The 24,888-nt window shown below is 74.3% G+C and carries 26 protein-coding genes; 18 read left to right on the top strand and 8 right to left on the bottom strand.

The genetic code is table 11. The features are described from left to right. Positions 1 to 71: 71 nt before the first annotated feature. Positions 72 to 848, bottom strand: a complete 777-nt coding sequence (locus ACIA8O_RS15555; protein ID WP_396294310.1) for an SDR family NAD(P)-dependent oxidoreductase — start codon at positions 846 to 848, stop codon at positions 72 to 74. 202 nt (positions 849 to 1,050) lie between these two features. Here ACIA8O_RS15555 and lanL point away from each other — a divergent pair, with 202 nt between their 5' ends. From lanL to ACIA8O_RS15535, 4 genes are all read left to right on the top strand, one after another. Then, complete coding sequence (gene lanL / locus ACIA8O_RS15550) at positions 1,051 to 3,828, top strand: class IV lanthionine synthetase LanL (protein ID WP_396294309.1); 2,778 nt, start codon at positions 1,051 to 1,053, stop codon at positions 3,826 to 3,828. After that, entirely contained in the window at positions 3,825 to 5,747 is a 1,923-nt protein-coding gene (locus ACIA8O_RS15545) for an alpha/beta fold hydrolase (protein WP_396294308.1), read from the top strand. The genes lanL and ACIA8O_RS15545 overlap by 4 nt, the downstream gene beginning before the upstream one ends. A gap of 79 nt (positions 5,748 to 5,826) precedes the next feature. Next, positions 5,827 to 5,973, top strand: coding sequence for a hypothetical protein (locus ACIA8O_RS15540; protein WP_396294307.1), 147 nt, complete (start codon positions 5,827 to 5,829; stop codon positions 5,971 to 5,973). Positions 5,974 to 6,028: 55 nt separating this feature from the next. After that, complete coding sequence (locus tag ACIA8O_RS15535; protein ID WP_396294306.1) at positions 6,029 to 6,175, top strand: hypothetical protein; 147 nt, start codon at positions 6,029 to 6,031, stop codon at positions 6,173 to 6,175. A gap of 50 nt (positions 6,176 to 6,225) precedes the next feature. Here ACIA8O_RS15535 and ACIA8O_RS15530 read toward each other — a convergent pair whose 3' ends face one another. The 3 genes from ACIA8O_RS15530 to ACIA8O_RS15520 all read right to left on the bottom strand — a co-directional run bounded on the left by ACIA8O_RS15530 (position 6,226) and on the right by ACIA8O_RS15520 (position 9,494). After that, complete coding sequence (locus tag ACIA8O_RS15530) at positions 6,226 to 7,533, bottom strand: hypothetical protein (RefSeq protein WP_396294305.1); 1,308 nt, start codon at positions 7,531 to 7,533, stop codon at positions 6,226 to 6,228. A 118-nt stretch (positions 7,534 to 7,651) separates the two neighbouring features. Next, positions 7,652 to 8,464 (bottom strand): hypothetical protein, encoded by an 813-nt coding sequence (locus tag ACIA8O_RS15525; protein ID WP_396294304.1) that lies wholly within the window; start codon positions 8,462 to 8,464, stop codon positions 7,652 to 7,654. An 85-nt stretch (positions 8,465 to 8,549) separates the two neighbouring features. After that, positions 8,550 to 9,494 (bottom strand): LysR family transcriptional regulator, encoded by a 945-nt coding sequence (locus ACIA8O_RS15520; protein WP_396294303.1) that lies wholly within the window; start codon positions 9,492 to 9,494, stop codon positions 8,550 to 8,552. A 148-nt stretch (positions 9,495 to 9,642) separates the two neighbouring features. Between ACIA8O_RS15520 and ACIA8O_RS15515 the strand changes: the two genes are divergently transcribed. From ACIA8O_RS15515 to ACIA8O_RS15490, 6 genes are all read left to right on the top strand, one after another. Then, positions 9,643 to 10,242 carry a dihydrofolate reductase family protein gene (locus ACIA8O_RS15515; protein WP_396294302.1) on the top strand — a complete coding sequence of 200 codons (600 nt, stop codon included), beginning with the start codon at positions 9,643 to 9,645 and terminating at the stop codon, positions 10,240 to 10,242. A 17-nt stretch (positions 10,243 to 10,259) separates the two neighbouring features. After that, the gene (locus ACIA8O_RS15510; protein WP_396294301.1) at positions 10,260 to 11,105 is read left to right on the top strand and encodes an alpha/beta fold hydrolase; all 846 of its coding nucleotides are present in this window, start codon (positions 10,260 to 10,262) and stop codon (positions 11,103 to 11,105) included. Next, a complete protein-coding gene (locus ACIA8O_RS15505) occupies positions 11,102 to 11,887 on the top strand; it encodes an alpha/beta fold hydrolase (RefSeq protein ID WP_396294300.1) in 786 nt (261 codons plus the stop codon). The genes ACIA8O_RS15510 and ACIA8O_RS15505 overlap by 4 nt, the downstream gene beginning before the upstream one ends. 85 nt (positions 11,888 to 11,972) lie before the next feature. After that, positions 11,973 to 12,641: a DUF998 domain-containing protein gene (locus ACIA8O_RS15500; protein WP_396294299.1), complete on the top strand. Its 669-nt coding sequence runs from the start codon at positions 11,973 to 11,975 to the stop codon at positions 12,639 to 12,641. A 57-nt stretch (positions 12,642 to 12,698) separates the two neighbouring features. After that, complete coding sequence (locus ACIA8O_RS15495; protein ID WP_396294298.1) at positions 12,699 to 13,613, top strand: LysR substrate-binding domain-containing protein; 915 nt, start codon at positions 12,699 to 12,701, stop codon at positions 13,611 to 13,613. An 88-nt stretch (positions 13,614 to 13,701) separates the two neighbouring features. Further along, positions 13,702 to 14,592, top strand: coding sequence for an aminoglycoside phosphotransferase family protein (locus tag ACIA8O_RS15490; RefSeq protein ID WP_396294297.1), 891 nt, complete (start codon positions 13,702 to 13,704; stop codon positions 14,590 to 14,592). A gap of 71 nt (positions 14,593 to 14,663) precedes the next feature. Here the strand turns inward: ACIA8O_RS15490 and ACIA8O_RS15485 are convergent, their stop codons facing one another. Both ACIA8O_RS15485 and ACIA8O_RS15480 read right to left on the bottom strand, forming a co-directional pair. After that, the gene (locus tag ACIA8O_RS15485) at positions 14,664 to 16,079 is read right to left on the bottom strand and encodes a serine/threonine-protein kinase (RefSeq protein WP_396294296.1); all 1,416 of its coding nucleotides are present in this window, start codon (positions 16,077 to 16,079) and stop codon (positions 14,664 to 14,666) included. Continuing rightward, complete coding sequence (locus ACIA8O_RS15480) at positions 16,076 to 16,933, bottom strand: serine/threonine protein kinase (protein WP_396294295.1); 858 nt, start codon at positions 16,931 to 16,933, stop codon at positions 16,076 to 16,078. Before ACIA8O_RS15480 ends, ACIA8O_RS15485 begins: the two co-directional genes overlap by 4 nt. A gap of 714 nt (positions 16,934 to 17,647) precedes the next feature. Between ACIA8O_RS15480 and ACIA8O_RS15475 the strand changes: the two genes are divergently transcribed. Both ACIA8O_RS15475 and ACIA8O_RS15470 read left to right on the top strand, forming a co-directional pair. Beyond that, a complete protein-coding gene (locus ACIA8O_RS15475) occupies positions 17,648 to 18,388 on the top strand; it encodes a hypothetical protein (RefSeq protein ID WP_396294294.1) in 741 nt (246 codons plus the stop codon). A gap of 34 nt (positions 18,389 to 18,422) precedes the next feature. Next, on the top strand, positions 18,423 to 19,238 hold the full coding sequence (locus ACIA8O_RS15470; RefSeq protein ID WP_396294293.1) for a peptidoglycan-binding protein: 816 nt from the start codon (positions 18,423 to 18,425) through the stop codon (positions 19,236 to 19,238). A 47-nt stretch (positions 19,239 to 19,285) separates the two neighbouring features. Here the strand turns inward: ACIA8O_RS15470 and ACIA8O_RS15465 are convergent, their stop codons facing one another. Further along, positions 19,286 to 19,687, bottom strand: a complete 402-nt coding sequence (locus tag ACIA8O_RS15465; RefSeq protein ID WP_396294292.1) for a hypothetical protein — start codon at positions 19,685 to 19,687, stop codon at positions 19,286 to 19,288. Positions 19,688 to 20,022: 335 nt separating this feature from the next. On the opposite strand from ACIA8O_RS15465, the gene ACIA8O_RS15460 reads away from it, so the two are divergent. Then, positions 20,023 to 21,021 carry an ArsR/SmtB family transcription factor gene (locus ACIA8O_RS15460; protein ID WP_396294291.1) on the top strand — a complete coding sequence of 333 codons (999 nt, stop codon included), beginning with the start codon at positions 20,023 to 20,025 and terminating at the stop codon, positions 21,019 to 21,021. A gap of 46 nt (positions 21,022 to 21,067) precedes the next feature. Here the strand turns inward: ACIA8O_RS15460 and ACIA8O_RS15455 are convergent, their stop codons facing one another. Continuing rightward, entirely contained in the window at positions 21,068 to 21,418 is a 351-nt protein-coding gene (locus ACIA8O_RS15455) for a zinc ribbon domain-containing protein YjdM (protein WP_396294290.1), read from the bottom strand. A 454-nt stretch (positions 21,419 to 21,872) separates the two neighbouring features. Between ACIA8O_RS15455 and ACIA8O_RS15450 the strand changes: the two genes are divergently transcribed. From ACIA8O_RS15450 to ACIA8O_RS15430, 5 genes are all read left to right on the top strand, one after another. After that, on the top strand, positions 21,873 to 22,700 hold the full coding sequence (locus ACIA8O_RS15450; protein WP_396294289.1) for a hypothetical protein: 828 nt from the start codon (positions 21,873 to 21,875) through the stop codon (positions 22,698 to 22,700). A gap of 96 nt (positions 22,701 to 22,796) precedes the next feature. Next, positions 22,797 to 22,967 carry a hypothetical protein gene (locus tag ACIA8O_RS15445; protein WP_396294288.1) on the top strand — a complete coding sequence of 57 codons (171 nt, stop codon included), beginning with the start codon at positions 22,797 to 22,799 and terminating at the stop codon, positions 22,965 to 22,967. A gap of 41 nt (positions 22,968 to 23,008) precedes the next feature. Continuing rightward, positions 23,009 to 24,169, top strand: a complete 1,161-nt coding sequence (locus ACIA8O_RS15440; protein WP_396294287.1) for a hypothetical protein — start codon at positions 23,009 to 23,011, stop codon at positions 24,167 to 24,169. 8 nt (positions 24,170 to 24,177) lie between these two features. Continuing rightward, positions 24,178 to 24,570, top strand: a complete 393-nt coding sequence (locus tag ACIA8O_RS15435; RefSeq protein WP_396294286.1) for a hypothetical protein — start codon at positions 24,178 to 24,180, stop codon at positions 24,568 to 24,570. After that, positions 24,567 to 24,884, top strand: a complete 318-nt coding sequence (locus ACIA8O_RS15430) for a hypothetical protein (protein WP_396294285.1) — start codon at positions 24,567 to 24,569, stop codon at positions 24,882 to 24,884. Before ACIA8O_RS15435 ends, ACIA8O_RS15430 begins: the two co-directional genes overlap by 4 nt. Positions 24,885 to 24,888: the final 4 nt, after the last annotated feature.

Raw genomic sequence — 24,888 nt, 5'->3', positions numbered from 1 at the left:
GGCTCCCCGCCGGGCCGTCACTGCGCCAGGTAGCTGCCGGGTCGTCACTGCGCCAGGCAGCCGCAGGGTCGTCACTGCGCCAGGTAGCCGCCGTCGACGGGCAGGACGACACCGGTGATGAACGACGCCGCGTCGGAGGCCAGGAAGGCGATCGCCCGGGCCACCTCCTCGGGCCGGCCGATCCGGCCCATCGGGTGCAGCCGGGTGATCCCGTCGAGGTACTCCCGGCCGCCCGGCTCGTCCGGGAGGGCGCGGACCCGCTCGGTGGCGATCGTGCCTGGGGCCACCGCGTTGACCCGGATGCCCCGGCCCGCCCACTCGACGGCCAGGTGCATCGTCAGGCCGGTGGCCACGAACTTGGCCGGGCCGTAAGCGGCCTGACGGGCCTGCCCGGCCAGGCCCGAGATCGAGGAGACGCAGACCACCGAGCCGCCGCCCTCCTGCCCGCTCATCGCCTCGATGGCGTACTTGCAGGTGAGGAACATCCCCTTGCCGTCCACGGCCATCACGTGGTCCCAGTCCTCCGGCGTGGTGCCGGTGACGTCGCTCAGCGGCAGCACGCCCGCGTTCGCCACCGCGACGTCGATCCGCCCGAACGCCTCCACGGCGGCCCCGACCATCCGCCGCACGTCCTCGGGCCGGCTCACGTCGCCCACCACCCGCACCAGGTCCGCCCCCGCGCCGTCCGTCCCCGCGCCGCCCGGCAGCGTGCGCAGGGAGGCCTCGTCGATGTCGGAGGCCACCACCCGGGCGCCCTGGTCGAGCAGCAGCAGGGCCGTCGCCCGGCCGATCCCGCTCCCGGCGCCCGTCACCAGACAGCCGCGCCCTCGAAGCCCGAAGTCCGTCATCGTGTTCCTCCGTCGTGCCGGGTGGTCCGATGGCGGTCAGTATGCCGTCGATGCCCGGGCCGGACGGTGTGCCGACCGGTCCCGGCGGGTCGGTCGAAGGATTTCCACATCCGGTCCGCAGGGTGTTCGAAGACCCGTTCGTAGGTTCGTCCCCGTGGCCCCGGAGCGGGGTGCACGGCGGACGGTGCCGGGGAGGTCGGGGATGGGCGGTCAGGTGGATCCGAGGGGACGCGGAGAGGGTGCCCCGGGCTACGAGGCCCACCTGCTGGAGGACTTGGCCAGGGCGGCGGCCGGCCGGGCCGGGGCGGAGGACTGGCTGCTGCGGGGCGACGACGGGTTCTGGTTCCGGGCGGAGCCGGCCGGGCACGTGGGACGGCGGCAGGGGTGGAAGCTGCACGTGTCGGCCACGCCGCTGTCGGCCGCCGTGGTGCTGGCGCGGAGCCTGCCGGTGTTGTTCGGGCAGGGGTGCGCCTTCAAGTTCGCCCGCACCCTGGAGCACGTGTCGTCCCTGGTGTCGACCCGGTGCGCCCGGGGCAGCGGCGGCAAGTTCCTCACCGCCTACCCGGACGACGACGAGCAGTTCCGCACGGTGGCCGGCCTGCTGCACGCGGCCACCCTCGGACTGCCGGGCCCGGCGGTGCTGTCCGACCGGCCCTACCTGCCGGGCAGTCAGGTGTACTACCGCTACGGCGCGTTCCGCGGTCTGCGCCGGATGACCAACGACGGCACCTTCGACACGCTGCTGGAGGGGCCGGACGGCGAGCCGGTGCGGGACAGCCGACGGGCCTGGTTCTCACCGCCGGCCTGGGCCCCCTCGCCGTTCCCGGCGAGCGAGGCGGCGCCGGCCGCGGCGACCCGGCCGGAGGTACTGCTGCTGCAGGGGCGGTACGCGGTGCGCCGCGCGCTCCAGCACGCCAACCGGGGCGGGGTCTACCTGGCGGACGACCGGGTCGGCGGCGGCCAGGTGGTGATCAAGCAGGCCCGCCCGCACGTCGGCTCCTCGCTGGCCGGCACCGACGCGCAGGACGCCCTGCGGAACGAGGCTCGGATGCTCGACCTGCTGGCCGAGGGCGGGGTGACGCCGCGGAAGGTGGAGGTCTTCGAGCGCAGCGGCAGCCTGTTCCTGGTGGAGGAGTACATCGAGGGCCGCGACCTCGACCGCTGGGCGCGCGAGCGGCTGCTCCCGGAGGCCGACGCCGGCCCGGAGCCGGAGCAGGCCCGGGAGTTGGCGCTGCGACTGGTGGACCTGGTCGACGCGGTGCACCGGCGCGGACTGGTGCTGCGCGACCTCAAGCCGGGCAACCTGATGATGACCTCCGGGGGCGAGCTCCGCCTGATCGACCTGGAGCACGTCCGGAAGGCCGGCGAGGTGGCGCCGAACGCCTACACCCTGGGCTTCGCCCCGCCCGAGCAGATCGCCGCCGCCCGGTACGGCCCGGTGCTCGGGCCGACGGCCGACCTGTACGCGCTCGGCGCGACGCTGTTCCACCTGCTCACCGGCGTGGCACCGCTCCTGCCGGAGGACGACGCCCCGGCCCGCCCGGGCGATCTGAGGGTGCGTCGGCTGGCCGAGGCCGCCGCCGGGCGGAACCCCGCGCTGCGCGCGCTGGCCGCGCCGGTGCTCGGGCTGCTCGCCGAGGACCCGGAGCGGCGCTGGGACCTCGATCGGGTGCGGGCCGGGCTGACGGTGCCCCTAAGCGGGCTGACGGTGCCTCAGGGTGGGGTGACGGTGCCCCCGGGCGGGGAGCCGGTGCCCGGCGCCGCCCCCGCCCCCGTGCCGCTGCCGGGCCCGGAGCCCGACCGTGCGCTGCGGGACGGGCTGGACCACCTGGTGGCCACCGCCGACTTCGACGACCGGGAGGCGATCTGGCGCTCCGGAGCCTTCGGCGCCACCACCGACCGGTGCAACGTGCAGCACGGCGCGGCGGGCGTGCTCGCCGTGCTCACCCTGGCGGCCGAACAGGGCCACGACCCGGAGCCGGTGCGGCGCACCGCCGACTGGCTGCGCGCACGGATCAGGACCGTACCGAGGCGGCTGCCCGGCCTCTACTTCGGCGTCTCGGGGACGGCACTGGCCCTCCACCGGGCCGGCCGGCTGCTCGACGACGCCGCGTTGCAACGCGAGGCGCTGGACCTGGCCGACGAGGTGCCCACCGACTGGCCCAACCCGGACGTCTGCCACGGCCTGGCCGGGGCGGGCCTGGCCGCCCTGCAGCTCTGGCGGGCCGCCGGTGACGAGAGGTCCGCGGACCGGGTCCGCCGGTGTGCCGAGGCGCTGGCCGCCACGGTCGAACGGTCGGCCGGCGGGGTGATGTGGACCATCCCGAAGGGCTTCGACTCGGAGCTGGCCGGGCTCGCCCAGTACGGCTTCGGGCACGGCCTGGCCGGCATCGGCACCTTCCTGCTGGCGGCCGGCACCGAGACCGGCGAGGAGTCCTGGCTGGAGCTGGCCCGGGCGGCGGGGGAGACCCTGGCGGCGGTGGCGGCCCCGGACGGACGGACCGTCAGCTGGCCCGCCGAGCCCGGCCGGCGGCCCGACCTCGGGCAGCCGATGGCGCTGCACTGGTGCAGCGGGGTCTCCGGGGTGGGGACCTTCCTGGTCCGGCTCTGGAGCGCCACCGGGGACGAGCGGTTCGCCGACCTGGCCCGCCGGGCCGGTCACACGGTGCGGCACAACCGCTGGCAGTCGTCGTCCGCCGCCTGCCACGGCCTGGCCGGCAGCGGCGAGTTGCTGCTGGACCTGGCCGAGGCCTTCCCGGACGAGGACCACCGGGCCGGGGCGCGCGAGGTGGTCGAGGCGATGCTGGTGCGCGACACCCTGCGCGACGGCCGCCTGGTGACCACCGACGAGAGCATGATGGACGTGGTCGCCGACTACGGCACCGGCCTGTCCGGCGCGCTCGCCCTGCTGCTGCGCCTGCGCGACGGCGGCCCGCGGCTCTGGCTGCCCGCCAACCAGCCTGCCGGGGTGGCGCGTTGAGCACGACGGTGTCCGATACCGGCTCGGTGCCGCCCGGGTACGCGTGCGAGGACGGGGCCGGGGACGGGCCCGGGGTCGGGGTCGGAGTCGTCTCCGCGGCCGTCGACCCGGGGGACGGCGCGGCGCGGCCGGGTGCGGTCACCCGCCGGGCGAGCCTGTGCTTCACGCCCGACGGCCGCCGCGCGGCCGGGCTGGCGGGGGACGCGACGGGCCGGATGTGGGCCGAACTCTGGTCCTTCGACGGGGAGTCGGCCCGCCTGCGGGCGCTGCCGACGGCCACGGGCGAGACGCTCCGGACCCAGCTCGTCCCGACCCCCGACGGCCGGGTGCTCGTCCTCCGGAACGGCCTGGCCGAACACCGGCTGGCCCTGCTGGGGGCGGACGGCGCCGAGGTGCTGGAGCACCCGCTCGCCACCGTCCGGGCCCGGGGGGCACGGCTGTTGGTGAGCCCCGATCCGGAGGTGCCGGGTTTCCTGGCCACCGTCGACGCCGCCGGGAGCCTCCCGGTGCGGAGGCTGTGGCGGATCGGGACGGGCCCCGGCGGCGGGCTGAGCCAAGTCCACTGCACGGAGACGGAGTTCACGGGCGGGGTCTGGCTCGACGGCACCGGCCGGCGGCTCGCGGTGAGCCTGCGCCGGGACGGCCGGGTGGTCCCCGGCGTCCTGGACCTGACGACCGGCACGCTCGCCGAGGACGAGCAGCTCGCCCGGCCCGCCGACGGTGGCCCCTGGCACCTGCTGCTGGCCGCCGGGGCCGGCGGGTGGCGGGTGCTCACCGCCGGGCCGGCCGGTGCTCCCCGCTACGCCCTCAGCCGGGCCGGCGGCGGCGCCCACCTGCCCGAGCGCTGGTCCGAACTTCCGGGCACGGTAAGGCCGTTGGCCTTCGATCCGGCAGGCCGCCGGATCGCCCTGAACGTCGAGGCCGGGGCCCGTTCCCGGGTGTGGTCGCACGACCTCGACCACGACAGCCTCACCGAAATCCCCGTCCCGGCCGGTGTGGTGCGGGGGCCCGCCCACTGGGGCCCCGCCGGGCTCCGGTTCCCCTACTCCGCACCGGACCTGCCCACCGGCCTGGCCCTGCTCGGCACCGGCGGCGGCTGGACCCTCACGGGCTCGCGGCCGCACGGCGCCACGGCGCACACCGAGCGGGTGCCCGGCGCGGAGGGCCCGATCGAGGCGGTGGTGTACGGCGGGCCCGACTGGTGGCGCAGCCCCCGGCTGGTGATCGCCGTCCACGGCGGGCCGCAGGAGCACTGGGACCTCGGTCACCAGCCCTTCCTGCAGGGCCTGGTGGCCGAGGGGGCGGCCGTCCTGGCACCCAACCAGCGCGGTTCCACCGGCTACGGTGCGGCGCACCGGGACGTGCTCGACGGAGCCTGGGGCGTACCGGACCTGGCCGACCTGCTGCACCTGGGCGAGACCCTGGCCGCCCGGCGGGAGCCGCTCGGTCTGGAGACGCCCGCGCTGTTCGGCACCAGCTACGGCGCCTACCTGACGCTGCTCGCCACCGGGCTGCGGCCCGGACTGTGGAGCCGGTGCGCGGCCGTGTCCCCGTTCCTGTCCGCGGCCCGGCTCCGGGGGGTGGCGGCCCGGCCGACCAGGGCGCTGCTGGACCGGTTGCACGCCACCCGGGAGGCCGAGGACGCCACCGGACCGCGCGACCTGGCCCGGGTATTCGCCGGCCCGGCCCGACCGGACGCGCCCCCGCTGCTGCTGGTGCACGGGCGGCAGGACCCGGTGATCCCGGTCGGCCAGTCCCGCGAGCTGCGCCGGCTGCTGCTGGACGCCGGCCGCACCGAGGGCCGGGACCTGCACTACCGCGAACTGCCGCTCGGCGGGCACGGCCCGCTGGACGACGGCGACCCCGAGGCCGCCGCCACCGCCGTGGCCGTGGCCCGGTTCCTCACCGGCACCGCCTGACCGGTGCCCCGATGCTCCCGCGGCCGTCCGGCCGCGGAGGACCGCACCACCCACCTCACCGAGGAGAAGGAGAACCGTCATGGAGAACGTGGACCACACCGTCGAGGCCCTGGAGATGCTGCCCGGAGAGGAGGCCGGTGGTCTGGGTGACCCCTGCACCTACACCTGCCTGTTCTCCTGCTACTCCACCAGGCAGCCGTGCCAGTACACCAGCATCGTCGACTGACCGCCGACCGCGCAGGACCGCACCACCCACCTCAGCGAGGAGAAGGAGAACCGTCATGGAGAACGTGGACCACACCGTCGAGGCCCTGGAGATGCTGCCCGGAGAGGAAGCCGGTGGTCTGGGTGACCCCTGCACCTACACCTGCCTGTTCTCCTGCTACTCCACCAACCAGCCCTGCCAGTACACCAGCATCGTCGACTGACCGACGGCCGGGGCGCCGCACCCCTGTGCGGCGCCCCGGCGTTTCCGGGGTCAGAGGTGGTGGACCGCGCCGTTCCCCTCGGTCCAGAGCCAGTTGACGGGGGCGTGGCGCTTCTTCGCCGCGTTGCGGGCGCGGGCGAGGCCCGCGAGGGTGTCGGCGACCGCGGCGCCGAGGGTGGTGAGGTCGTCGGGCACGGTCACCCGCAGGAGGAGGTGCTGCTTGCGGTGGGAGAGCAGGAGCTCGCCGGTGGGGGTGGCGGTGAGGAGCTCGAAGTTGGTGAGCGCCTTGAACGGGGCCTCGGCGGTGGGGAGTCGGGCCTGGAGGGTGCCGTCGGCGGTCCAGGCGTAGAGGCCGTAGCGGTTGAGGTGGAAGGCGCGGCCGCGGTAAGGGTCGGCGGTCAGGCGGTAGTTGGCGCCGTTGTAGGGGCTGTCGGCGTGCAGGTCCAGGCCGCCGAGCTCGCCGCGGAGGGTGCCCTGGTCGTCCAGCAGGGCGAAGGAGAAGGCCTGGCCGCGGCTGCCGGAGCGGTAGGTGCCGCCGAACACCGGGACGGCGTACAGGTCTTCGGCGAGCGGGACGGGGCGGAAGAGGAAGGCGCCGTCCTTCCGGAAGCCCCAGCCGAACCGTGCGGACATGGTCTCGGTGAGGGAGGGTGAGGGCCGGTTGTCCTGGAGGACCGGGGCGTCGCCGAAGCGGACGTGGGGGACGGCGTCGGGCTCCTTCTGCCGCTTGACGTCGGTCTTCAGGGTGGCGACGGCCCGCAGGACGGGCTTGTGGCCCGGGGCGAGGCGGGCACCGGGCTCGGAGACGGCGATCAGATTGCCGCGCGCGTAGCCCCAGTTCTCCACGCGGTGCTCGGAGGCCAGGCAGACCAGCCGCCCGCCCGGGGTGACGGCGACGGTGGCGGCGAACGGGTCGTCGGTCTGCGGCTCGTCGCTCCAGCCGGGCCGCTCGTCCATGGACCAGGTGGCCGGCAGCCGGTCCAGGCCCGGGGTGAACAGGTAGGTGTTGCCGGGCTTGGAGCTCAGCACGAGCGTCCCGTCGGGGAGCACGGAGAGGTTGCCGTTCCCGCCCCGGCGGATCGCCGAGGTGGCGCCGCCACCTGGTACCTCGTGCGCGATCACGGCGGTGGCCAGGGTCTCGCCGTCCGGGGCGTGACGGGTGATCAACTGGTGGATGCAGCCCCGCCCGTCGTCCCCGGACCCGCGCGGCGCCTCCCGCCACAGACCGCTGAGCACGTACGTCTCGCCGTCGGTGGTGCCGACGGCGTGCCGCACCGCCTGCCCCCAGTCGTCGGCCGCCGGATCGAGGGCGAGCGAACTGACCAGGGAGGCGGGCACGGTGACCGGGAAGATCGTCATGGGGACATCCTGCCCGCCGCCTGCGACAGGCCGGCGCTCCGGGGCCCTCGGACGGTGCGCCGGCCTCCGGGAGCGGTTCAGGACAGGCGGGCGATACCGTCCCGCGTCCGACCGACAGTCAGGCGCCGGGCGTCGCCAGGTCGAGGGTCTTCTGCACCTCGGCCACGGGGACGATCCGGTCCGTGTCGGGCCTGGTGACCCGGACGGGCTCGTCGTACCCGGTGAAGGTGAGCCGGGACGACGTCCCCCTGCTCCGGTCCTCGACCTGGACCGGGAGCAGCCCCTTGACGGAGACGTGGACGGTGGTGGTGACGGTGGTGCCGCTGTCGTCGGTGCTGGTGTAGCGGTAGCTGACGGTCTCCTGGCCGTTCACGGTGCCGGCGGGGCCCGCCGTCAGCTCCTCGCCGGGGAGGAAGCCCTCCTCCAGGAGGTTCTTCACACCGGCCCGGTCGCAGTAGGCGGAGAGCTCCTTGACGAGGGGGTGCGTCTTGGGGAGTTCGAGGTAGCGGGTGCCGCCGAGGCGGCTGGTGAAGCGGGCGGCCTCGGCGGTGGGGAGGTTGGCGACCAGGGCGGCCGCGTACTGGAGGTCGGGCTTGAACCAGAGGGTCTCCCCGCTGCCGATCAGCTCCACCGAGCCGGCGCCGCCCACCGAGATCTCGCCGGTGCAGCGGCCCTCGCCGCCGACCGTCAGGTCGACGCCTATCTCGGTGCCGTTCTCGTACAGGGAGCCCTCCAGCCGTAGCGACTCCACGGTCCGGAACGTCGCCTGGACGGTGTCGACCAGCTGCTGCGGGGTCTTCTCCTTCAGTGACTTGGAGGAGGCGGAAGCGGTGGGTCCGTCCGTCTTCCCGCCGCCACCACTGCACGCGGCGGTCGCGAGGAGGACGAGCCCGACGAGCACGGCGGAGCGGGGGGTGGTGCGCAGACGCATGGGGATCCTTCGGTGAATGGGGGGCCGTACCCGTCGCGGGCGAGCGGTCCGTGTTCCCCCCAGTGCGAGGGATCATGATGCGGTATCAGGGAGCGGGCCTGCGAACCGGTTTCCGTCCAGCGGTGGCCTCCGCCGCCCGGTCGGCCGCGACGGTCTCCTCCAGGAGGGCGGTGAAGGCGTGGACGGCGGTGGTCGCCCGGTCGGTGGCCCAGAGGATGCCGTAGTCGATGGGGGGTGCGTCCTCGAAGGGGACGAAGACGATGCCGGGGCGGGCGTGGAAGTGCTCGGCGCGGGCGGCCACGGGGGCGACGCCCTGGCCGGCGGCGACCCGGGTGAGGACCTCGGGCCAGTAGCGGACGACCGGGCCGCGCGGGACGGGCAGTCCGCCGGGGGTGCGGGTGGGCAGGTGGTGCTCCTGCCAGAAGGCGGGGAAGTCGGCGGCGAAGGTGATCAGCGGGGCGAGCGCGAGGTCCTCCAGGGAGACGCCGGTGCGGCGGGCCAGCGGGTGCCCGGCGGGGACCAGCAGCGCCCGCGGCTCCGAGAACAGCACCGGACCCGCCGTCAGGTCCGGCTCGGCGACCGGGAACTCGCCGATCTGCAGGTCGACCTCGCCCGAGCGCAGCGGCCCGTACGGGTCGGCGAACTGGATCTCCCGGACCTCGACGGCGCACTCCGGGTGCCGCCCGGAGAAGACCGTGCCCGCCCGCAGCGCCGCGTCCGCCGCCCAGGGCGTGGAGTAGCCGACCCGGAGCGTGCCGGTGATGCCGCGGCCGGCCGCGACGGCGCGCCGGTAGGCCCGCTGGACCTGTTCGTGGGCGGGCCGCAGGTCGGCGTGGAACTGCTCCCCGAGCGGGGTGAGCGTCACGCGGCGGCTGGTGCGGGCGAACAGCGGCGAGCCGACGCGCCGTTCGAGGCCCTTGACCAGCTGGCTGACCCGGCCGGGCGTGCAGCGCAGCCGTTCGGCGGTGCGGCCGAAGTGCAGTTCCTGAGCGAGTGTCAGGAAGACCTCGATCTCCTGCCGTTCCAGCACGCACGCCCTCGTCGTTGAGTTTCCCTAAACACTGATGACCGGATCGTACGTTGATCGGCTTCTCGTCGCCACGAGATCGTTTTCCCCGGCGGCCCGGCCCCCGGGACGGGGCCGGAGAGCCGCCGTACCCACGACCCAGGAGAGGTCCATGGACACGAGCACCGGGACGATCACGTACTTCGTCCACCAGTCGTTGGACGGTTTCATCGAAGGGCCCGGCGGCGAGTTCGACTGGCCGGTGATGGGGCCGGAGCTGTCCGCCCACTCGCGCGAGCTCACCGGGGCCGCCGACGTCTTCCTCTACGGCCGCGTGGTCTGGGAGCTGATGGCCGGTTACTGGCCGGAGGCCGAGGAGCACTCCACCGACGAGCACGACCTGGCCTTCGCCCCGGTGTGGCGCGAGGCGCGCAAGGTGGTCGTCTCGACGACGCTCGGGGAGGCCGGCTGGAACGCGCGGGTGATCGGCGCCGACGTCGTCGAGGAGCTGACCGCGCTCAAGGCGGGCGGCGCGCACCTGCTGCTGTTCGGCGGGTCCACGCTGGCCGCCCACCTCACCGAGCACGGGCTGATCGACGACTACCAGATCCTCGTCCACCCCGTCGTCCTCGGCGGCGGCCGGCCGGTCTTCCCCGGCCCGCTGAAGCGGTTCGGCCTGGAGCTCGTCGAGTCCCGCGTCCTGGACGGCCGGGTGGTCCTGCTGCGCCACCGGCCCGTCCGCGACGAGTCCCTTGCGGCGGACGGCAGTTGACGGGCCGGGTCGCGGACGTGCCCGCGGACCCGACCGGGGGCCGGGCCGCTCCGTGGACGCCCCGCACCGTCCTGCGCGGCGGAGTGCGGCTGTACTGCCGGGACCGGCCCGGGCCGCCCGGCCGGGACGTCCTGCTGCTGCACGGCCTGGCCGGCCACGCGGGGGAGTGGGACCGGGTGGCCGCCGCCCTGGGCCGCGAGCGCCGGGTGGTCGCCTTCGACCAGCGCGGCCACGGCCGCTCCAGCCGCCGCCCCGCCGAGGTCTCGCGTGCCGCGTACGTCGCCGACGTGGTGGCGGTCGTCGACCAACTCGGCCTGCGGCGGCCGCTGTTGGTCGGTCAGTCGCTCGGCGGCCACACCGCGATGCTCGCCGCCGCCGCGCACCCCGGGCTGTTCGGCGGCCTGGTCCTCGTCGAGGCCGGGCCCGCGGCCGCCCCCGACGTGCAGCACGAGATCGCCGCGGTGCTCGACTCCTGGCCGCTGCCCTTCGCCTCGTACGAGGCGGCGGCCCGCTTCTTCGGCGGTGGGGCGGTCGGCGCCGTGTGGGCGGACGGGCTGGAGCCGCGGGACGGCGGCTGGTGGCCGCGCTTCGACCGGGACGTGATGGTCGCCTCGCTCGCCGAGAGCGCCCGCCGCCCGTTCTGGGACGAGTGGGCCGCGGTCGACTGCCCCACCCTGCTGGTCGTCGGCCAGCACGGCATCCTCCCGCCGGCCGAGGTCGCGGGCATGCTCCGGCGCCGCCCCGCCACCACGGCCGTGAGCATCCCCGGTGCCGGCCACGACCTCCACCTGGAACACCCCGACGTCCTCCACCACCTGTTGACCGGCCTCAGCACCGATCACCCGAGGAGATCCCTTTCATGACCACCACCGTCACCTCCGCCGACGGCACCCTCGTCGCCTGCTCCGCCACCGGCACCGGCCCGGCGGTCGTGCTCGTCGACGGTGCGCTGTGCCACCGTGCCTTCGGGCCGGGCGCCGCCGTCGCGGAGCAGCTCGCCGGCCACCACACCGTTCACACCTACGACCGCCGCGGCCGGGGCGGGAGCGGCGACACCGCGCCGTTCGCCGTCGAGCGCGAGATCGAGGACCTCGCCGCGGTGATCGCCGCCGCCGGGGGCTCCGCACACGTCGTCGCCTTCTCCTCCGGCGCGGCACTGGCGCTCCGGGCCGCCGCCCACGACATCGGCATCACCCGACTCGCCGTCCACGAGCCGCCGTTCAGCACCGACGACGCGCAGAGCGAGCGGTTCGACCGGTACGCGAGCGACCTGGGCACCGCCCTGGCCGAAGGACGCCGGGGGGACGCCGTCGTGCGGTTCATGACCTTCGCCGGGATGCCGCCGGAGATGGCCGACGGGATGCGCCAGGCCCCGGTGTGGCCGCTGTTCGAGGCCGTCGCACCGACCCTGGCCCACGACGCCGAGGCCCTGGGCGCGGGGGCGGTGGTGCCGGCCGACCTCCTCGCCGGGATCACCACGCCGGTCCTGGTCGTCGACGGCGGCGCCAGCCCCGAGCTGCTGCGCGCACCGGCCCGCGCCGTCGCGGCCGCCCTCCCCGACGCTCGGCGCACCACCCTGGAGGGCCAGACCCACGAGGTGGCCGCCGACGTCCTGGCCCCGGCACTGCTCGCCTTCTTCGCCTGACCCTCCGCCGCGGCCCGGGCCTATCGGTCCGACCCGCCATCACCTCACCCGACCTGACCCACCGACAGAAAACAGGAACCCCACCGTGACCCAGACCCTCACCACTCCGCCCGCCACCGCCCCCACCAGACCCGGTCGCGCTCCGGCGCCGCTCCTGCTCACCGGCACGATCGCCGCCGGACCGGTCTTCCTCGGCGCCGGCCTCGTCCAGGGCCTCACCCGCGACGGCTTCGACTTCACCCGCAACGCCCTCAGCCAGCTCAGCCTCGGCCCCCTCGGCTGGATCCAGGTGGGCTTCTTCCTGCTCGCCGGGCTGCTCACCCTCGCGGGCGCCGCCGGGTTGCGGCACACCCTGCGCGGTGGGCCCGGCGGCACCTGGGGACCCCGGCTGATCGGCGTGTTCGGCCTCTCCTTCCTGATCGCCGGCCTGTTCACCGCCGACCCCGGCGCCGGCTTCCCGCCCGGCACCCCGCTCACCGGCCCCGTCACGCTCAGCGGGCACGGCGCCGTCCACATGGCCGCCGGCATGATCGGCTACCTCGCGCTCTGCGCCGCGTTCCCGGTGCTGGCCCGCTCGTTCGCGGCCAGGGGCGAGCGCGGCTGGGCGACGGCCACCCGCCTCGTCCCGGTGCCGGTCCTCGTCGGGTTCGCGGCCTCCGCCGCCACCGTCGCGGCCTTCACCGCGGCGGCCGCGCTGGGCCTGCTCTGGCTCACCGCCGTCAGCTGCCGCCTGCGGGCCGCCGGCCAGGGATGATACTGGTCCCTCCGACAGCAGCCGACGACGCGTCACGAGCAGGGTGGACCAGCAGACATGATCGAGCGCCTGGAACTGGAGGCGTTCCTCACCCTCGCCGAGGAACTCCACTTCGGCCGTACCGCGGCACGCCTCAACGTGACGACCGGCCGGATCAGTCAGACCGTCAAGGCCCTGGAACGGCGGATCGGCGCCCCGCTGTTCGAACGGACCAACCGGGTGGTGCGCCTGACCGAGCTCGGGCACACCCTGCACGAGGACCTGCGGCCCGGCTACGAGCAGATCCAGGCCGGTCTCGACCGGGCGACGGCCGCCGTCCGGCAGGCGGGGGAACAGCTGACGATCGGTTACGTCGGCGCGGCGGCCGGGCAGGTGGCGCACCGGGCCGCCGAGCTGTTCCCCCGGCAGCGGCCCGCCTGCCGGGTCCGGGTCCGTGAGGCGCAGATCACCGAGGCGCTCGGCCGGCTGCGCGGCGGGGACGTGGACGTCCTGCTGCTCAGCCTTCCGCTCACCGAACCGGACCTGGTCACCGGCCCGGTGCTGATATCCGAACCCCGCATGCTCGCCGTGCCCGCCGGGCACCCGCTCGCCCGGCAGGACCGGGTGACCATGGAGGACCTGGCCCGGATCCCGCTGCTGCGGATCGCCGGGGCCGTGCCCGGCGCCTGGCCGGCCGACCGCCGCCCCGGGCGCACCCCCGGTGGCCTGCCCATTCCCGAGGGCCCCCGGTTCGAGACCTTCCAGGAGGCCCTGCAGCTCATCGGTGCCGGGGCGGGAGCCTGCATCGTCGGGGAACAGGTCACCCGGTTCTACACCCGGCCCGACGTCGCCTGCGTGCCCTTCGCGGACGCCCCGCCGATCGAGTGGGTACCGGCCTGGCTCACCTCCCACAACACCCCGCTGCTGCGCTCCTTCGCCCGCACCGCCCAGGAGGCGGCCCGGCTCCTCCGGCCGACGGCGGCTGATCATTAATCGGTGGCTCCGAGCCCCGGTGATCTGCTCTGCTTCTGCCCGTACCGTCCCGGGACCGGGGTGGTGGACGAGTGTGCGAGAGGTGACCATGCACGAAGATCAAGTGGACGTGACCGCCGAGACGGTCGCCATCTTGATCCGGGATCAGTTCCCCCACTGGAGCGGCAAGGAGGTCAGACTGCTGCGGACGACGGGGACGGACAACGCCATCTTCCGCATCGGGGACGACCTCGCGGCGCGCTTCCCGCTGCGCCGGGCCGAGGCCGCCGAGGCGCTGGTGGTCCTGCAACGGGAAGCCGGGGCGGGCGCCGAACTGGCGCGGGTGTCCCCGTTCCCCGTGCCGGAACCCGTGGCCCTGGGGGAGCCGGGGGCCGGCTATCCGATGCCCTGGTCGGTCCAGACCTGGCTGACCGGAACGGTCGGATGGGACGCCGACCCCGGTGGGTCGGACGGCTTCGCCGAGGACCTGGCGACCTTCCTCGCGGCCCTCCGGCGGGCGGACACCCGGGGGCGGACGTTCAACGGTGCGGGCCGTGGCGGGGCGTTGACCCGCCACGAGGACTGGATGGACCTGTGCTTCGCGGAGAGCGAGGGACTGCTCGACGTGCCCCGGCTGCGCCGGGTGTGGAGCGGTCTGCGGGAGCTGCCGCGCGAGGGTGCCGACGTGATGAGCCACGGTGACCTGATCCCCGGCAACGTCCTGGTCGAGGGCGGCCGCCTCGCCGGTGTGCTCGACACCGGCGGCTTCGCCCCGGCCGACCCCTCGCTGGACCTGGTCAGCGCCTGGCACCTGCTGCGGCAGGGGCCGAGGAAGGTGCTCCGGGACAGGCTGGGCTGCGACGACCTCGAGTGGGAGCGCGGCAAGGCCTGGGCGTTCCAGCAGGCCATGGGCCTCGTCTGGTACTACGTCGAGAGCAACCCGACGATGAGCGGGCTGGGGCGCCGGACGCTCGACCGCATCCTGGGGTCGGAGGACTGACGCCGGCCCTGCCCCCTCGTCCGGGGGCAGGGCCGCGCGTGCGGCTGAGCGGCTGACCGGCCGTCAGCTCGTCAGGGCACCAGGTGGGACGGGCACTCGGCGAGCTTCGGGTCGTCGTGGGTGCGGACGGCGGGCAGCCAGGCGTGGCCGCTCGGGATCTGCGGCAGGAGGACCCGGAACCAGCGGTCGTTGCCGACACCGGTCTCGTCCGCGACCCGGTCGCCGTGGTAGACCACGCAGTCGGCGGTCAGGATGTCCTGGTGCCAGACCCGGTGCTCCAGCACCACGTTGGCGGCGTCGTACTTGCGGAGCGGGTCGCGGGCCAGCCCCAGGCTGCAGGACCGGAGCCGCTCGCTCTGCTGCTGGCAGGCCGTCTCGATGTTGAAGACCGTGACGGGCGCGCTGGCGACCGTGGCGGGCTTCTCCGGCTGCTCCCACGGCGCGATCAGCACCACCGCCAACGCGGCCGCCGCGGCGGCGGCCAGCCCGATCACCGGCAGCCTCCGCCGCCATCGTCCGGCCCCGCCTCGTCCGGAGCGGGCGGCGGCCCGGACCCGGGGGAGCAGGGCTTCGGCACTGTGCCAGCTGCGCTGGGCCGGGTCCGCGACCAGGCAGTCGGCGAGCACGCCGAGCCAGCGTTCCGGGACCCGCCGGTCGAGCCGGAGCGGGGCCTGCCCGGCCGCGTACTCGTGCAGCGCGGTCTGCCGGGCGGCCGGCGTGGCGCCGGGGAAGGGCAGCGCACCGCCGGTGAGCAGCTGATGGGCCGTCACCCCGAAGGCCCAGACGTCCAGACTGGTCCGGACCGTGACCCCGCGTTCGCCGAGCGGCTCCGTCCACCGCTCCGGCGGCAGGTAGTCGGGCGAGCCGACCGGCGGGGCGTAGCCGTGGGTGCCCTCGATCCGGGCGGCCAGGCCGAAGTCGGCGAGGCGGACCGAACCGTCCCGCGCCAGCAGGATGTTGGCGGGTTTGAGGTCACCGTGCACCCAGCCGGACCGGTGCAGGTGCGCCAGCGCCTCGCAGATCTCGGTCAGGATCCGGCCGGCCTCGGGGAGCGCCGTGGCCTCCTCCGGGCCGTCGTCCCCGGAGCGGGCGGCCTGCGCGGCGTGCGCGGTCAGCTCCTCCAGCAGGCTGGTCCTGGCCCGCTCCATCACCAGGACCACGGCCCCGTCCAGCACCGGGTGGTCCGGGTCGGAGACCACGACGGTGTCGATCAGCCGGACCAGCCCCGGGTGGGCCGCCTCCCGGCCGAACTCCACCTCCCGGACGGCCGTCTCCGACAGCTGCCGGGCCTGACGGGGCGCCAGCCCCTGGATGGAGAAGACCTTCACCGCGGCCTCGGCCGGCATCCCGGCGTCCGCCGCACCGCACCAGCGGGCGGCGTGCACGGTCGCCCAACTCCCGGCCCCGATCTGCTCGGTGACCTCCCAGTCGCCGATCCGGTACCCGGCCGGGACGGTCTCCTCGGTCCGCCGTCCGCGCGCGCTCATGCCGTGCTCCGGTCCGTGCCGGCCGGGCCGGGTCCGGTGGGGCCCGTGACGGCCGGGCCCGTGACGGCCGGGCCCGTGACGGCCGGGCTCGTGACGGTCGGGTCCGTGCAGGCCTGGCCCGGTCCCGCCGTCAGCAGCGGGAGGTGTGCCTCGTGGACCAGGCCGAACCGCAGCGCCGCGTTCACCAGGCCCTCGCGGCGCCAGTCCAGCCGCCGTCCGGAGTCGCCCGGCTGCTTGATCCGCAGCTTGTGCCGGGCGAGGTAGTCGAGGTGGAAGCTGACGGCCTGTTCGCTGAGCTGCCCGGCCGACGGATGGCCGTGCAGTCGCTCCGCGACCTGCCGGGCGGTCGGGATCGCGGCCGTCGACTCGTCCCGCAGCCGGGCCTCGCAGAGCGCGACCAGGACCAGGAAGTACACCGCCGACTCGTCCAGGGAGAAGGGCGTCAGGGTCGCCGCCCCGTCCAGCACGGCGTCCGCTCCGCCCTCCAGGTAGGCGTGGGCCGGTGCGAAGACCTGGAACGCCAACGGCCCGGTGCGGGTGGGCAGGACCACCCGGGCGAACTCGAACGGCACCGGCGCCCGCAGCCGCCGCGGTGCCACCCGGAAGTACTCACCGGCACCCTCGGGGTTCTCCACGAGGTAGCTCCGGCCGGTGCTCAGGTTGCTCAACTGCCAGTAGTCCTCGGTGGCCCGCAGCTCCCCGGCGAGCCGGGGCACCGCCGGGTCGTCCAGCTCGATGTCCACCGGGCAGCCCGGTGCGCCGCGGCCGAACCGGGCCGTCTGGCCCGGCGTCAGTTCCACCGTCAAGGGCGACCGCCCCCGCTGCTCCGGCACGTGTACGAGCACGCTCGCCACAGCCCCTCCCCAATTCCGCCGATTGCTCCCGAAAGGCCAGGTCAGAGCACCTGGACGCCGGCTGCTCCCGGCTCGGGACGCGCGACGGTACCACTGGCGGTCCACCGTCAGAAAGGCGACTTCGGGCCGACGGATGGTTCGGATGCGGCCGACTCCCGCCGCTCCTGGCGGCCTGGCCGGCCGGGCCCTCCATGTGCCGCCGTTCAGCGGGGGTGGGGCCCGCCGAACGGCGGGGGCCCGTGTCGGGCCCGCAGGGCCCGCCCCCGGGGAGTGGGAGCTCCCCGGCGGCGGGCGGGCCGACCGCGCGGCTGGGGGACCGGCGGCCGGGGATCGCGCCGTCGCAACGGCAACGGCAACGGCAACGGCAACGGCAGGGGCAACGGCAGGGGCAGGGGCAGGGGTGGGGACGGCGCCGGACGCCGGGGCCGCCTCCGTTGAGCCCGCCCCGCGGGCCCCGGCCCCGGCGTCCGGCCAAGCAAACCGGACCGCCCGCCCGTGCGGTACCTATCAGGTCATAGGGCGGCCGGTGCCGCCCGGGTGCCACCGTCGGAAACATGCGCGGCCTCCGGCATTTTTGTGGCGTCGACCCGAGTGGATTTCCCTGCATCGGGTGCGGTCAATTCTTGCGTTTCCGCTCCTGTGCGGTCGGCTGATGTGTCGGGAAAGTCAATTGGTTCTAGCGTGGAAAAGGGGTTTTTCCCGGAAGGTGATGACATGACACAGGTGAATCTCTCCCACGTGGTCAGAGCGGCAATGGCCGATCCACCTGCCCCGCAGGGCGTCGGGCTGTTTCCGGACGACGTGCGGCCGGTCGAGGAGGCCCTGGTCGCCAGGGGTCTGCTCGACCGGGACTACATGGACGGCTCGTTCGGCACCCTGACCCTCAACGCCTACAGCCGCCTGCAGCGCTCCTTCGGTTTCGACGGAGCCGATGCCGACGGCGTCCCCGGTTCCGCCTCCCTCACCCGGCTCGGCCAGGAGAGCGGGCTGTTCTCGGTGGTCGAGGGCGAGGCCGGCCCGCCGGCCAAGGGCATCCGGATGGCGGACGTGGTCTTCGACCAGGTGACGGACGGCAGTACCGGCCTCGCGATCCAGCAGGTCTGCCAGCTCATGGGCCTCCCCGTCACCTGGTGGCTGCCGGGGTACATGACGCTCGCGGTCCGCGAGTCCAGCTACTACTTCAACGCGGTCAACGGCAAGGACGTGAACGCGCACGGCCCCATCCAGTCGGACGGCTACCCGCTGTACTGCTCGCGCGGTGTGGCGCAGTGCATTCCGCCGACCTTCGCCCGCCACCACGAGCGGGGCACCTCGAACCACATCTACGACGGGGTGGCGAACATCGCCGCCTCGATGAACTACGTCATGGACACCTACGGCGTCTCCCGCGACGGGCGGAACCTCGCCGCCAAGGTCCAGCAGGCGGATCCCGACCGCCCGCCCCATCCGTACTGACACACCGACGTCCTGACACGAGTGAGGTCCTGTCATGAGCCAGGTGGAGCAGGTCACCCGGAGGTTCCAGTCGTTCGTCGGTGCCCACGAGGGATTCTCGGACGGCCAGTGGAACAACGACATCCGGGACATATACGGAGTGAACTTCGCCGAGGTCTTCGGCGAAACGAAGCGCGTCGCGTGGTGCGACATCGGCTGCTGGGTGTGCTTCAAGCTGGAAGGCCTGGACGCACTGATCCCGAAGTCGGAGTCCTGCTACGAATCGTTGAGCATTTTCCGGGAATGGCACCGGTCGTCCGATTACCCGGCCGTCGGTGCGCAGTTCTTCGTCTCCTCCCCCAAGTATCCGAGAGGGGGATCGCACACCGGTTTCGTGGTCGGCTACGACGCCGGTTCGATCAGCACCGTCGAATTCAACACCAACGACAACGGTTCCTCCGAGGGTGACGGCTGCTACGCCAAGACCCGGTCCCGGTTCGGGAACGAGGTGGAGGGCGTCTACGCCTACGGCTACCCGAAGTACGCCGAGGGCATCGTCTCGGCCGACCCGGCCTGGCAGGGAGCGGGCCACCAGGCCGGCCCGCCGACCGGCCCCGGGGGCGCCCTGGAGCCCTTCCCCGGCGCGGACTTCTTCCACATCGGTCAGCGCTCCGACATCATCACGCGGATGGGCCGGCGCCTCGTCGACGTGGGCTGCTCGCGCTACCAGGTGGGCCCCGGCCCCGAGTGGGGCCCGGCGGACCGGGAGTCCTACGCCGCCTTCCAGCGCTCGCTGGGGTACGTGAACGACGACGCGAACGGCATTCCGGGGAAGATCAGTTGGGTACGCCTCGGCGTGCCGGCGGGCTGAGCGGAAGGAGAGCGGCCACGGGATGCCACTGACGTCCGGCGGTGCGGTCAGGCGAGCCGGTACTCGACTAACCCGCGCGGTGCCGGGGCGGCGGCCACCGTCTGCAGGGCGGAGAACGCCAGGAGCGCCGCCGCGTACTGGGGCCGGCCCTCCAGCAGCAGGGTGGTGCCGTAGGCGGCGTGGAGTACGGCCAGTGCCGACAGGCTCCAGGACCGCCGCCTGGTCCGGTGGTTGAGCGTGCGGACCACGTGCGTCAGGCCGAGGAGCACGAGCACCAGGACCGCCAGGATCACCGCGACCACGGGCACTCCGGTGGTGAGGCCCCAGGGCTCCCCGACGTCGGTGAGGCCCACGGCGTACATGACCATGGAGAGGAGGGCCGTGAAGGTCACGGCCATCGCCTCCAGGCCGAGCAGCGCGCAGGTCGCGGCGGTCAGGTACTCGCGCACGGGACGCCCTCCTGATCTCGTCGACGCCGCGGGCAGCCTATTTGAACAGGTTCAATCTGTCCATCGGGTGCGCCGCGCCCGCCCGGGCCCCGACGACTGCCGGGCGGCACCGGGCGATGTCGGGCGATACCGGGCGTCCGGTTCGACGGACGCCCGGTCGAGGATGCTGCTCCGTCCCCCACTCCCCTCGTGGTGGGGGACGGAGCGGGCCTCGGTCGCGCCGACGGGAGAGAGCCTGCCAACGCGGACGGACCGACGGCCATGCATTAGCCTCTGGGCCTAATAGTTGACAACGCGGCAGCTCAGGGCGGCTGTGGGGGCGAGGGGGAGATTTCGTGATCGCGCTGAGGTTCGGGGTCGCGGACCTCGCCAGGACCAGGTTCGTCATATCCCCGCTCGACCACCTGCTGGCCGGATCGGCCAGGGTGGGAGTGCACCAGGAGACCGGGTCGCGCAGCGACCGTTGGTGGCGGGACGCCCGCCGCCACGTGCCGCACCGGGCGGCGCGCTACCTGGAGGTGGTCAACGCGAGCCCGATCGGCGTCCCCGACTTCATGGTGGCGGACCTCGACGCCGTCCGCCGGCAGCTGACCGACGAGCTCGACGCGATGCTCTCCGTCTCGCAGCAGGCGGTGGAGGAGGGCGTCGCGATGTTCGGGGAGGGCCGCGAAGTCCCGCCCGCCCTGGCCCGGTTGCGCGATGACGGCAGCCGGGGCCTGCGCGAGGTCAGCGACGGCGCCTGGGCGCTGTTCCGGTCCTGCCTCGCCCCGGACTGGCCCGACATCCGCCGCGCCCTGGAGGCCGACATCGCCGCCCGGGCCCGTACCGCCGCCCGCTCCGGGGTCGGCGAAATGCTCAACTCGCTCCACCCGAAGGCCGTCTGGCGCGACGAAGGGGTGCTGGAGTGCACCCTCGGCGACCTGGAGGGCTCCTTCGAGCTCGGCGGCCGGGGGCTGGAGCTGCGGCCCAACTACTTCATCCAGTACGCCATCAGCCTGCTGCCCGGGCCGGACCGGCAGAGCCTGCTGCTGCACCCGATCGCGGCCCCGACGGCGGAACCCGCGGCCCGGAAGCCGGCCGACGACGGCCTCGTGGCGGTGCTCGGCGCCGCCCGGGCCCGGGTCCTGCGCGCCGTGGCCGGCAGCGACTGCTCCACCACCGAACTCGCCCAGCGGCTCGGCGTCACCCCGCCCTCCGCCTCCGCCCACGTCGCCGCCCTGCGCACGGCCGGTCTGATCGCCACCCACCGCGAGGGCAAGCAGGTGCGCCACACCCTCACCGAGGTCGGCCACGACCTCCTCCGCGACAATCCGCCGCCCCTGCCGCCGTCCTGAGCGTCCGTCAGCGGCGGGGCGGCGGGGCTCCCGCGCGGCCGGCGGGTCAGACCTTCTTCACCACGCTGGACTTGAGCTGCATCGCGCCGAAGCCGTCGACCTTGCAGTCGATGTCGTGGCCGTCCACGCCGTCGACCAGGCGGATGTTGCGGACCTTGGTGCCCGCCTTGATGCCGGAGGGGCTGCCCTTGACCTTGAGGGCCTTGACCACCGTGACGGTGTCGCCGTCGTTGAGCACGTTGCCGACCGCGTCCTTGACGACCCGTGCGCCGCCCTCCTCCGCACCGCCCTCGGCGACGGCCCACTCGTGGCCGCACTCGGGGCAGACCATCAGGGCGTCCATCTCGTAGGTGTACTCGCCGGAGCACTTCGGGCAGGCGGGCAGGTTCTCACTCATGCGGGATCAGCGTCTTTCGTCGTGGGGCGGCTCGGTCGGGTGTCCCGGGGGAGCCCCTGGCAGTTGCCAATCTTAGCAACTGGTAAAATCATGTCCGCGCAACCCCTTCGCCGCCCCCTCCGTCGTACGGGCCGGGCGAGCAGACCGGGGAGCGGGGAGCGCCGCGGCCGCCGTGCGTTGCCGGGTCGACTCCAAGTACGCGCTCGGCCTCCGCCCCGACGGCTGGATGCGCGCGCCGCGGGCAGGCCACCCGCTGGACAGGATTCCTCCGGCGGGTGACAACGCCCCCGGCTCGGGTGGGCGGCATCGGCCGGGGCGGTGATGCGGTGGTGACGCCGCGGTGACGGTGTGCGGCGTAGCGTCCACGAACGGTCGGCGTACGGTGCGTCGGCGGCTTCGCCGTGGCGCGGGGCGGGCGGAGGGCGCACTGCATGGTGGACCGGGGCGGTGGGTGGTGAGCGGCTTCACCGACGGGCTGATGCTGCGGCTGGGCGCTCCCGGTGCGCTGCCGGGTCTCCTGCTGCCCGCCGACGCCACGGGTCTGGCCCGGGTGCGCCAACTGGTGGGCACGCTCTACGGGTTGCCGGCCGCCACCGTGCACGAGGTGGCGCGGCTGGAGGTCGCGGCGGCGGAGTTGCAGCGTCCGCTGTTCCGCGTGCGGCAGCTGTCCGGCAGCTGGATCCGTACCGCGCCCGCGCACGAGCGAACCGAGGTGCTGTACGAGGGCCGGGACGCCGCCGCGCCGCCCGAGTGGGCGGACCTGATGCTGCGGCTGACCGCCACCCTGGTGCTCGAACTCGACCCCGGCGCGGTCGAGTCGGTGACGCTGAACGACATCGGCGAGTACCAGACCCTGGCCGAGTTCCAGGCGAAGTTCCGCTACTTCGACCTGGACGGCTACCTGGCCCGGCACCGGATCGGGACCGTGGACGAGCTGCGGCGCGCCTACCGCCACCTGCTCGGCGAGATCCGGCTCGCCGCGCCACCGCCCTTCGATCCGGCGGCCCCGGCCAACCGGCGCCGGGTGCCGCTCGAACTGGCCGTGCTGGTACGGGAGTCGGTGGACCTCACCGCCTCGCTGCGCGCCGCGCAGCTGGTGCGCGACCTGGCCGAGCGGGGGCTGCCGGCCCGCCCCGATCCGGCCGGCCTGGAGTCCCGTGGCCGGCTGGCGCCGGTCCTGGTCTTCCCGGCCGCGGCGTTGGCCGTGAGCGGCATCACCGAGACCGAGCTGTCGGCCTTCTTCGCCGCACAGGACGTTCTCGCGATCGTCCTTCCGCCGTAGCCGTAGCCGTAGCCGTAGCCGTAGCGGGCCGCCGTGCCGGCCCGTCGCCCGCAAGCCCGAACCGCCGTTGTCCCCGCGTCAGTCGAGGAGACCACCGTGCACCCGTCCGAGCCCGAGCCCGAACCCGCCGACGTGGCCGAGCACGAGGCCACCACCCCGAGTGCCCCCGTGCCGGCTCCCGTCCCGGCCCCCGCGCCGGACGCTCCGGTGATGACGCCCGCCGAGCAGGAAGCGCTGCGCCGCAAGCTCCAGGACAAGTTCCACTGACCGCACCCCCCGGCGAACGGGTGACAGGCGAAGGGAAGACGATGGCCGTCCGGTACATCAACGTCAGATCGAACGTGGAGATGTTCTCCCCGGTGGTGCGCGCCACCGGGAACGTCGCCGTCATCGGGACGGCCGCCACCGGCACCGACAACAAGGTGGTGCCGGTGACCAGTCCGGCCGCGGCCGCCGTGCTGTTCGGCCCGGCGACGGTGCCGGACCCGGCGGACGCCACCAGGCAGGTGCCCAACTCCTCGCTGACCGCCGCGCTGGTCGCGCTGTTCGGGCAGAGCCCGGGGCCGGCCCAGGTGTTCGCGGTGAAGGCGAACGGTGGCGCGACGGGGGCGGTCTCCGACCCGAGCGCGGCGCTGACCGCGATCGAGGCGCTGGACGTCCAGTTCGTGGTGCTGGCCAAGACCCCGCTGACCACCGCCTCCGGCGCCGCCACCGGGGCGGTCGGCCGGCTCGCCGCCCACGTCACCGACGTCTCCGAGCGCGGCGGCGAGGGCCGGGAGCGGATGGGCGTGGCGATGCTGGCCAAGGACTCCGCCGATCCGGCGGTGGTGACGGGCGCGCTGGCCAGCGACCGGATGATCTACATCGCCCACCGCAGCGACGAGGACGCCGCGGCGGCGGTCACCGGCACCGTGGCCGGCCATCCGCCGCACGTCTCGATGCTGCTCAAGCAGGTCGCCATCACCAGCGCGCCGTTCGCGGTCGCCGACATCGACAAGCTCAACCAGTCCGAGCAGTTCGGCAACCCGCCCAAGGGCAACGGGGTCAACTGGCTGGACCACCCGGCGCTGATCCCGGGCGGCGGGGTGTACCTCGGCGAGGGGTACACCGGGAACCCGGCCAAGATGAAGTTCATCGACGTCCAGCGCACCGTGGACGACGTCACCTTCAAGCTCAAGGCCCGGCTGATCAGGGCGATCGGCAGTCTGCGGATCAGCCGCTCCGGCCTGCGCGCGCTGGTGGTGCAACTGGAGGCGGTCCTCGATCCGCTGGTGCGCGGCGAGGTGATCGAGGGCTACGCGATCGACGTCCCGGTGCTCGACCTGCTCGACGCCGACCCGGCGGCGCTCACCCCGGCGCAGCTGAAGGTCATTCAGGACGCCCAGAACGACCGGGTGGCCGAGGTCCTGGTGTCGGTCGACTACGCCGGTGCGGTCCACCGCATCGCGCTGACCCTCAACTTCACCTAGGAGCGGGCATGCCCGACTGGAACACCCGGCTGGAGATCCGCCTCGGCAACTCGGTGGTCGCGCCGATCTCGCAGTTCACGCCGACCTTCAACGTGCCGCACACGGTGATCCACTCGATCGAGGCGGACAACCTGGGCTATGTGCGCCAGCCGCAGACCTTCACCTTCACGATGACCGTGCAGGCGATCGGCACCGCCGTCGCCGATCTGACCGAACTCGCGGTGAAGGGCAAGGAGTTCGAGATCACGGTGGCGGAGAAGAAGGGCACCGACTGGGCTTTCAAGGCACTCAAGTTCAGCCGCTGCGTGATCACTTCCGCCAACCCGAGCAATGTGGTGATCGACGGCGCGCCGAGCGCCAGCTTCACCTGTATGTCCCTCTCGCCCGGCGTCGAGTCGTGAGTGTGCCCGACGAGGGCGGCGGCGGACCCGGGGACGGCGAGGGCCTGCTGGTGCTGCCGGCCTTCGAGGCGGGCGGCCGGGTCGAGCGGACCGGGATCGCCCTGGTGCACGAGGGCGAGTACATCGTGCCGGCGCCCGGCAGCGAGGCGGTGCTGTCGCCCGGGGCCGGCCCGGGCCCGGACCGGCGGGTGGTGTGGAACTTCCCGGTGGAGGTCGAGGTGGTCGGCGAGCTGACGGGCGCTCAGCTCGACGCGGTGGCGCAGTACGTGTTCGACGAGCTGGACGTGGCGCTGCGGCGGCAGGGGGGAGGGTGAGGGA

Origin of the sequence: Kitasatospora sp. NPDC051853 (assembly GCF_044452665.1) — a bacterium.
Classification (GTDB): domain Bacteria; phylum Actinomycetota; class Actinomycetes; order Streptomycetales; family Streptomycetaceae; genus Kitasatospora.
Note: the sequence above shows the minus strand (reverse complement) of the source record. Positions and strands in the feature narration are given on the sequence as shown.

What these genes read in the sequence shown, in the direction of transcription:
- ACIA8O_RS15555 (WP_396294310.1), bottom strand. Translation starts at nt 848, where the DNA reads ATGACGGACTTCGGGCTTCGAGGGCGCGGCTGTCTGGTGACGGGCGCC.
- lanL (WP_396294309.1), top strand. Translation starts at nt 1,051, where the DNA reads ATGGGCGGTCAGGTGGATCCGAGGGGACGCGGAGAGGGTGCCCCGGGC.
- ACIA8O_RS15540 (WP_396294307.1), top strand. Translation starts at nt 5,827, where the DNA reads ATGGAGAACGTGGACCACACCGTCGAGGCCCTGGAGATGCTGCCCGGA.
- ACIA8O_RS15535 (WP_396294306.1), top strand. Translation starts at nt 6,029, where the DNA reads ATGGAGAACGTGGACCACACCGTCGAGGCCCTGGAGATGCTGCCCGGA.
- ACIA8O_RS15530 (WP_396294305.1), bottom strand. Translation starts at nt 7,533, where the DNA reads ATGACGATCTTCCCGGTCACCGTGCCCGCCTCCCTGGTCAGTTCGCTC.
- ACIA8O_RS15525 (WP_396294304.1), bottom strand. Translation starts at nt 8,464, where the DNA reads ATGCGTCTGCGCACCACCCCCCGCTCCGCCGTGCTCGTCGGGCTCGTC.
- ACIA8O_RS15515 (WP_396294302.1), top strand. Translation starts at nt 9,643, where the DNA reads ATGGACACGAGCACCGGGACGATCACGTACTTCGTCCACCAGTCGTTG.
- ACIA8O_RS15505 (WP_396294300.1), top strand. Translation starts at nt 11,102, where the DNA reads ATGACCACCACCGTCACCTCCGCCGACGGCACCCTCGTCGCCTGCTCC.
- ACIA8O_RS15495 (WP_396294298.1), top strand. Translation starts at nt 12,699, where the DNA reads ATGATCGAGCGCCTGGAACTGGAGGCGTTCCTCACCCTCGCCGAGGAA.
- ACIA8O_RS15490 (WP_396294297.1), top strand. Translation starts at nt 13,702, where the DNA reads ATGCACGAAGATCAAGTGGACGTGACCGCCGAGACGGTCGCCATCTTG.
- ACIA8O_RS15485 (WP_396294296.1), bottom strand. Translation starts at nt 16,079, where the DNA reads ATGAGCGCGCGCGGACGGCGGACCGAGGAGACCGTCCCGGCCGGGTAC.
- ACIA8O_RS15475 (WP_396294294.1), top strand. Translation starts at nt 17,648, where the DNA reads ATGACACAGGTGAATCTCTCCCACGTGGTCAGAGCGGCAATGGCCGAT.
- ACIA8O_RS15470 (WP_396294293.1), top strand. Translation starts at nt 18,423, where the DNA reads ATGAGCCAGGTGGAGCAGGTCACCCGGAGGTTCCAGTCGTTCGTCGGT.
- ACIA8O_RS15455 (WP_396294290.1), bottom strand. Translation starts at nt 21,418, where the DNA reads ATGAGTGAGAACCTGCCCGCCTGCCCGAAGTGCTCCGGCGAGTACACC.
- ACIA8O_RS15440 (WP_396294287.1), top strand. Translation starts at nt 23,009, where the DNA reads ATGGCCGTCCGGTACATCAACGTCAGATCGAACGTGGAGATGTTCTCC.
- ACIA8O_RS15435 (WP_396294286.1), top strand. Translation starts at nt 24,178, where the DNA reads ATGCCCGACTGGAACACCCGGCTGGAGATCCGCCTCGGCAACTCGGTG.